The 6,205-nt window shown below is 54.6% G+C and carries 5 protein-coding genes; 3 read left to right on the top strand and 2 right to left on the bottom strand.

The window, feature by feature from the left end:
* Positions 1-93: 93 nt before the first annotated feature.
* Entirely contained in the window at positions 94-744 is a 651-nt protein-coding gene (locus DXB86_RS09765; RefSeq protein WP_117736968.1) for a LexA family transcriptional regulator, read from the bottom strand.
* Position 745: 1 nt separating this feature from the next.
* Entirely contained in the window at positions 746-1,996 is a 1,251-nt protein-coding gene (locus DXB86_RS09760) for an arginine deiminase family protein (RefSeq protein WP_158555317.1), read from the bottom strand.
* Between the two features lie 277 nt (positions 1,997-2,273).
* Here DXB86_RS09760 and DXB86_RS09755 point away from each other — a divergent pair, with 277 nt between their 5' ends.
* From DXB86_RS09755 to argF, 3 genes are all read left to right on the top strand, one after another.
* Entirely contained in the window at positions 2,274-3,710 is a 1,437-nt protein-coding gene (locus DXB86_RS09755; protein ID WP_070097169.1) for a YfcC family protein, read from the top strand.
* Positions 3,711-3,751: 41 nt separating this feature from the next.
* Positions 3,752-4,996, top strand: coding sequence for an arginine deiminase family protein (locus DXB86_RS09750; RefSeq protein WP_117648555.1), 1,245 nt, complete (start codon positions 3,752-3,754; stop codon positions 4,994-4,996).
* An 86-nt stretch (positions 4,997-5,082) separates the two neighbouring features.
* Entirely contained in the window at positions 5,083-6,090 is a 1,008-nt protein-coding gene (gene argF / locus DXB86_RS09745) for an ornithine carbamoyltransferase (protein ID WP_117736966.1), read from the top strand.
* Positions 6,091-6,205 lie beyond the last annotated feature (115 nt).

The following is a 6,205-nucleotide window of genomic DNA, read 5'->3' as shown; positions in this document are numbered from 1 at the left end:
CTCTCTTCATGAGCCCCGCAGTCCGCTCCGACTGCGGGGCTTTTGCTGTTTGGAGCGCGAGCAAATGAGGAAGGCGAATAAGAGCCAATCTGATTAGATGCTCAGGTCATGGGATGCCTGAAACCAGACGATGACTCCGAGAATCCTGATTCGGCGTTTGTCCAGCACAATATCCGGTTCCGACGTGCGATATGAGTAGGATGAGAGCATCACGGTGTTCGTACCGGTGCTATAACGACGTATGACGATTCTTGAATTATCGGCCAAAGCGAGGACGGAGCATCCGTTCCAGGGTTTCAGGTTTGGATCCACGAGGAGAAGGGATCCAATCGGGTAGCATTTGGACATGGCGGACGTGTCCATTTGAACAAAGAAGCACCCGCGATGTTTCTTGAATACGGATGAGGGAAGCGCGGTTATTCCGGTTTGTTTAAGTCCCGTTCTGCCTCCATTCTTCAAGATTTTAAATACATCGCAAAGGGAATCAGTAGTAACTTCTTTGGATTCCCCCTTCCGTCCCTCGTGGTCGAGCTTTGCGGCAAGCCCTGCGGTTTCAGATGTGAGGTCGTCGAGCTGCAGGTTAAATTTCGATACTATCTTGAGCAACGTTGAGCGGCGGATTGTATAGCGGTCCTTTTCCCAGCGGCATACCGTTTCTTTGGAGACGCCGATGAGTGCCGCGAATTCCTCCTGTGTCAGCTGGTCGCGCTTGCGAAGCGCCTTTATGTTTTGACCCGTTCCCATGTTATGAAGTGCGGACGAGGGGGAGGCAGAGGCAGTTGGGGCCGCCAAAGCCGTTTGTCAGCTCAAAGATAGAGATGGGAATAAGGTCAATACCGGCCTGCTCCAGCGCTTTGTTGGTTTCGGCGTTTTCTTCGTATACGCAGACCTTGCCTGGCTCCAAACAAAGGGTGCTTGTGGCATTGTTGGTCCTTTCGACCTCTGCTGCTCCGGGATTTGAGCCACCGCAAAGGATAAACTGCAACGAACTTGAACCTAGGGCTAATCGCAACGCTTCTTTCAGTCCGCCTGCGACATGACACGCACGGGTTGTCCCTTCCGATCTGCCCCGCGTAATGCGGTAGACTCGCGCTTGGTCGAGAAGCTCCCGAGCAACGAGGAATGTCTCGTAGTCAACGCGAGTGAAATATGTGTCGAGATGAATGCAGAGGTCATCGTAGGGGACCTGAATGGCCCATACGGACTCAATAGTCGAGTTCTCATCCCACAGCAAGTTATTTGCTAAAGTGTCTATCGCCGCCGGCTCGGTTCGTTGCGAGATTCCAACGGCTATGTTTTCGCTGTTGAGGTTGTGCAGGTCGCCGCCTTCAATGTGGTAAGTCGATTCATGCTTGAAGAACTGAGGGGTCTCGCGGAAATCTGGGTGATAGGTAAAAATCGTTTTGTAGGCGATAACCTCACGGTTGCGCTCTGGCCAGTACATGTGGTTGAGCGTAACGCCTTCGCCGATGACGCTCGCCGGATCGCGTGTGAACCACATGGTGTTAAGGGGGCTTACGAGAAGATCGTCAGGTGAGTATGCGTCTGCCGTCAGTTTCGTGAGGCTGAACACCTCTTTATCTGTGTTGAAGACCTGGGAGTAGCGGATGCCGTTGACTGCTGCTTGAGCAAGGGCGCGGGAGCCTTCGATGCGCTCGAGATACTCGCGAATGGCAGACTCGAGCTCAATGCCCCGCGCGCCGCATTCTGAAATGTAGCTATCGATAAAAGAGCGACGCGCTTGCTCTGTCGCATCAAGGGCTTCGGTAAGAAGGTTTTCAAGATAGAGAATCTCTACCCCTTCGTGCTCGAGCATCGCCGAGTAAGCATGATGCTCCCTAAGGGCTTTATCAAGATCGAATGAGCTGCTAGACGGACGCAACGTAAAGACCCGATTGAACTGCCCGTCGGGGTAGTTGCGCGTTTCGGGGCCGGGACAGTGCAGAAGCACCTTTTTTAGCTTTCCTATTTCATTTTGAACATGCAATGCGGACATGTGACCTCGCTTTGGCGGTGAGTATTTATTGCTTCCATAGTGGCACATTACGAGTTTGATTCAATTTACATCATATCTGTCACAGGTGAATGGCACGAACCGGCTTAGTAATTGATGTTAAACATCAATTTAGATAGCAAATTGACAAATTACATCAATCTGAAATCCGTTTACGGGTCGATGCGCTTCGTTGGCGGGCGAAGAGACGGAAGGGTGTTTTGCGCGATGACACAATGGCTTTGCCGGCAACGAAAAACCCCTGAATTAAGGAGGAGAGATGGCAGAGACAGAAAAGAAGCGCACTCTTCGAGTCCCGCACGTGTACACCATCATTCTCGTCTTGATGGCCGTATTTGCCGTTCTGACCTGGGTCGTGCCTTCGGGTTCGTTTGAGCGTCAGGAGGTTAACGGTCGCGAGGTAACGGTCTCGGGCACCTATGAGCCTGTCGATAAGGTCTATACGGACGAGGACGGCAACGAGGTCGATCTTCGCCAAGGCATCTTCGAAGTACTTGAGGCCCCTGCGATCGGCATCCAGCAAGCGGTCGAGGTCGTTGCATTCATTATGATCGTGGGAGGTTCCTTCCAGGTCATCACGGCGACCGGAGCCATCACGAGTGGCGTAGCTCGAGTGGTGAAAAAGTTCAAGAGCAAGGACGTCCTCATCATTCCGATCCTAATGGTGCTTTTTGCCTTGGGCGGCAGCACCTTTGGTATGGCAGAGGAGACGCTTCCGTTCTTTGCGATTCTTATGCCGATCATGATGGCCATGGGCTTCGACTCAATTACAGCGTTCATGACGGTGTTTGTGGGTGCCCGTATCGGATACATCGCATCTACCGTCAATCCGTTCAACGTCCTGATTTCCCAGGGCATCCTCGGTATCCAGGGCAACCCCCAGCTTTGGTTGCGTACTATTGCCCTTGCCGTGCTCACGGCGGTTGCCGTCGCATGGGTTGTAATGTATGCCCTCAAGGTTAAGAAAAACCCCGAAGCGTCCCCCGCTTTCCACGATGATATCGAGAAACGCAAAGAGTTTGGCGCGGATGAGAACCTCCTCGATAGCGAGTTCACCGCTAAGCAAAAAGCCGTCATGGTTATTTTCGTGCTTGGACTTGGCGCTATCATTTGGGGCCTGGTAGCCCAGGGCTGGTACATGAACGAAATCTCTGCGATTTTCTTGGCCATGGCCCTTCTTTCTGGTGTTGTTTCCGGGATGAATGAGAAGGAGATCGCTGGCGAGTTCGTTAAGGGAATTGCAGATTTCGCGTTCTCTGCCATCGTTGTTGGACTTGCCCGCGGAATCCTCGTAATCGCCAATGACGGCCTCATCATCGATACGATTCTCAATACGCTCGCCACGGCTCTCACTGGAGTTCCAGCCGTTATCTTTACGAGCATCCTCTATGTCGTGGATAACCTTCTGTCGATCCTCGTTCCGAGCTCTTCGGGTATCGCTGCTCTTACGATTCCAATTTTTGGCCCGCTTGTTGAGCTGATGGGCTTAAACCCCGAGGCTGCAGTTACGGGTCTTTCCATGGGCAGCGCGGCCATGTCTCTCATTTCGCCAACAAGCGCGATGCTCGTTGCCGGTCTTGGCGTCTGCAAGATTCCGCTTGGCCAGTGGTGGAAGGTTGCTTGGAAATTCTTCCTGGTCGTGAGCGTTATCTGCATGGCATTCACTGCGGTTTCGGGCCTTATCCCCTTGCCGTAAAAGCAAAACCTTACATACAGTTGTAAGAAAGAAGGATAGAGATGAACAAAGGACTGAACGTTCATAGCGAGATTGGCGCCCTTAAGAAGGTGTGCGTCCATCGCCCCGGTATGGATCTTGTAAACATGAAGGCGGAGGATTTCGACCGCGTTTGGATTCACGACGCGTTCTATCTGGACTATGCCCAGAAAGAGCACGATCAGTTTACCGACCTTCTTCGCGGCGCTGGCGCCGAGGTCGTCTATATGGAAGAGCTGCTCGCTGAGACGTTTGACAAAGTCGAGGGTACTCGCGCAGAGTTCATGACGAAGTTCATGGGTGAGTCCGGCATCTCCAACGCGGCCCTTCGCCAGGCCGTTGTCGAGAAGCTTGATTCGATTAAGGACAACAAGGAGTTTGTCCTTGCTGCCATGGGCGGCCTCTACGTTCGCGACCTCGAGATCCCCAAGGTTGGCGGTTCTCTTGCCAGTATGGACGGCGAGGAGTTGAAGGCTGACGATATGGTGCTGTTCCCCATGCCGGCCTCGTATTTCTCCCGTGACCCTCTGGCTGTCGTGGGCAAGGGCGCTACCATGAACCGCATGTACTGGAATCAGCGCAACCGCGAGGTAATCTTCTACGAAACGGTGCTGCGCAACCATCCCGATTACGCCGGTAGCCCCATCTGGTACGACCACAACAGCGAGTGGCATATCGAGGGCGGCGATATCCTCAACATCAACGCCAAGACGCTCGCCATCGGTATTTCCGAGCGCACCCAGACTGCAGCCATCGATGAGCTCGCCAAGAATATGTTCTGGGGTTCCGATGAGGCCGAGATCGAGAACATCTATGCCATCAAGATTCCGCACGGCTATGCCTACATGCACCTCGACACCGTCTGCACGCAGGTCGATCGCGATAAGTTCACGGTCTATCCCGGCATCTACCAGACGCTTCGTGCCTACCGCTTGACCAAGGGCGATTCGGAGGGGGAGGTGCATATCGAGGAACTCGAGGGCACCCTGCAGCATATCCTCGAGCTTGCGACGGGTATGGACCATATCACCATGATTGAGTGCGGTGGCGGCGATCCGATCGAGGCTTCCCGTGAGCAGTGGAACGATGGTTCCAACACTCTTGCGGTCGCACCGGGCAAGGTCTGCGTGTATGAGCGCAACGTTGTCACCAACGATGCTCTTTACAAGGCTGGCGTCGAGCTGCTCGTCGCTCCCTCCGAGGAGCTTTCTCGCGGTCGCGGCGGCCCGCGCTGCATGACCATGCCGTTCTGGCGTGAGGAAATCTAGTCAGCTTTAGCGTATCTGGGCGGCGCGTGTGCGTCTGCGCCGCCCATCCCTCCTTGTGTGTTCCAACAATCGAAAGGACTCAAATCATGGCTCTTAATCTTTCTGGTCGAAGCGTTCTTACCCTGCTTGACTTTACGTCCGAGGAAATCGAGTACATGCTCGACCTCTCAAAGAACTTCAAGGATATGAAGCGCGCCGGTTATCCGCACCGCTTTCTCGAGGGCAAGAACATTGTCCTGCTGTTTGAGAAGACCTCCACGCGCACGCGCTGTGCCTTTGAGGTCGGCGGTATGGACCTGGGTATGGGCGTGACCTACCTCGACCCCGGCTCGTCGCAGATGGGCAAGAAAGAGTCCATCGAGGATACCGCCCGCGTGCTCGGCCGTATGTATGACGGTATCGAGTACCGTGGTTCTGACCAGTCTATCGTCGAGGAGCTTGCCGCCAAGGCTGGCGTTCCCGTCTGGAACGGTCTGACCAATGAGTACCATCCCACCCAGGCCCTTGCCGACATTCTTACCATGCGTGAGGAGTTTGGCGACACGCGCGGCATGAAGCTCACCTATATGGGCAAGGAGCAGGGCAACGTCAGCGACTCCCTGATGGTTATCTGCGCCAAGCTCGGCATTAACTTCTGCTCCTGCGGACCCAAGGGCGGTGTCGAGGGCGCCACGCACTTCGATCCCGAGCTTCTTGAGCGCTGCCAGGAGATCGCCGCTCAGAATGGCTGCACGATCCAGCTCACTGAGGATATCGAGGAGGGCGTCAAGGATGCAGACGTGATCTATACGGACGTTTGGGTCGGTATGGGCCAGGCTGAGGAGCTGTGGAAGAGCCGAATCGATCTTCTCTCTCCCTATCGAGTAACGCTCGAGGTCATGGCCAAGGCAAACCCCGGCGCCATCTTTATGCACTGCCTGCCGAGCTTCCACGATACGCAGACCACCATCGGCGCCGAGATTGCCGAGAAGTTCGGCGTGACTGAGATGGAGGTTTCCGACGAGGTCTTTGAGAGCGCGCAGTCTCGTATGTTCCAGGAGGCCGAGAACCGCATGCATACCATTAAGGCCATGATGTACGCGACGCTTCGCTAATAGCTGGGAAGTGAACGAACACTATGAGTAAACCGTACGGTAAGCCCGATCGTATTGTCGTCGCCCTTGGCGGCAACGCCCTCGGCAACAACCCCGTCGAGCAGATCGAGGCCGT

It is taken from the genome of Collinsella sp. OM06-18AC (assembly GCF_003438785.1).
Lineage (GTDB): Bacteria > Actinomycetota > Coriobacteriia > Coriobacteriales > Coriobacteriaceae > Collinsella.
The sequence above is the reverse complement of the archived record's forward strand: the minus strand, read 5'-3'. Positions and strand labels throughout refer to the sequence as shown.

What these genes read in the sequence shown, in the direction of transcription:
- argF (WP_117736966.1), top strand. Translation starts at nt 5,083, where the DNA reads ATGGCTCTTAATCTTTCTGGTCGAAGCGTTCTTACCCTGCTTGACTTT.
- DXB86_RS09755 (WP_070097169.1), top strand. Translation starts at nt 2,274, where the DNA reads ATGGCAGAGACAGAAAAGAAGCGCACTCTTCGAGTCCCGCACGTGTAC.
- DXB86_RS09760 (WP_158555317.1), bottom strand. Translation starts at nt 1,996, where the DNA reads ATGTCCGCATTGCATGTTCAAAATGAAATAGGAAAGCTAAAAAAGGTG.
- DXB86_RS09765 (WP_117736968.1), bottom strand. Translation starts at nt 744, where the DNA reads ATGGGAACGGGTCAAAACATAAAGGCGCTTCGCAAGCGCGACCAGCTG.
- DXB86_RS09750 (WP_117648555.1), top strand. Translation starts at nt 3,752, where the DNA reads ATGAACAAAGGACTGAACGTTCATAGCGAGATTGGCGCCCTTAAGAAG.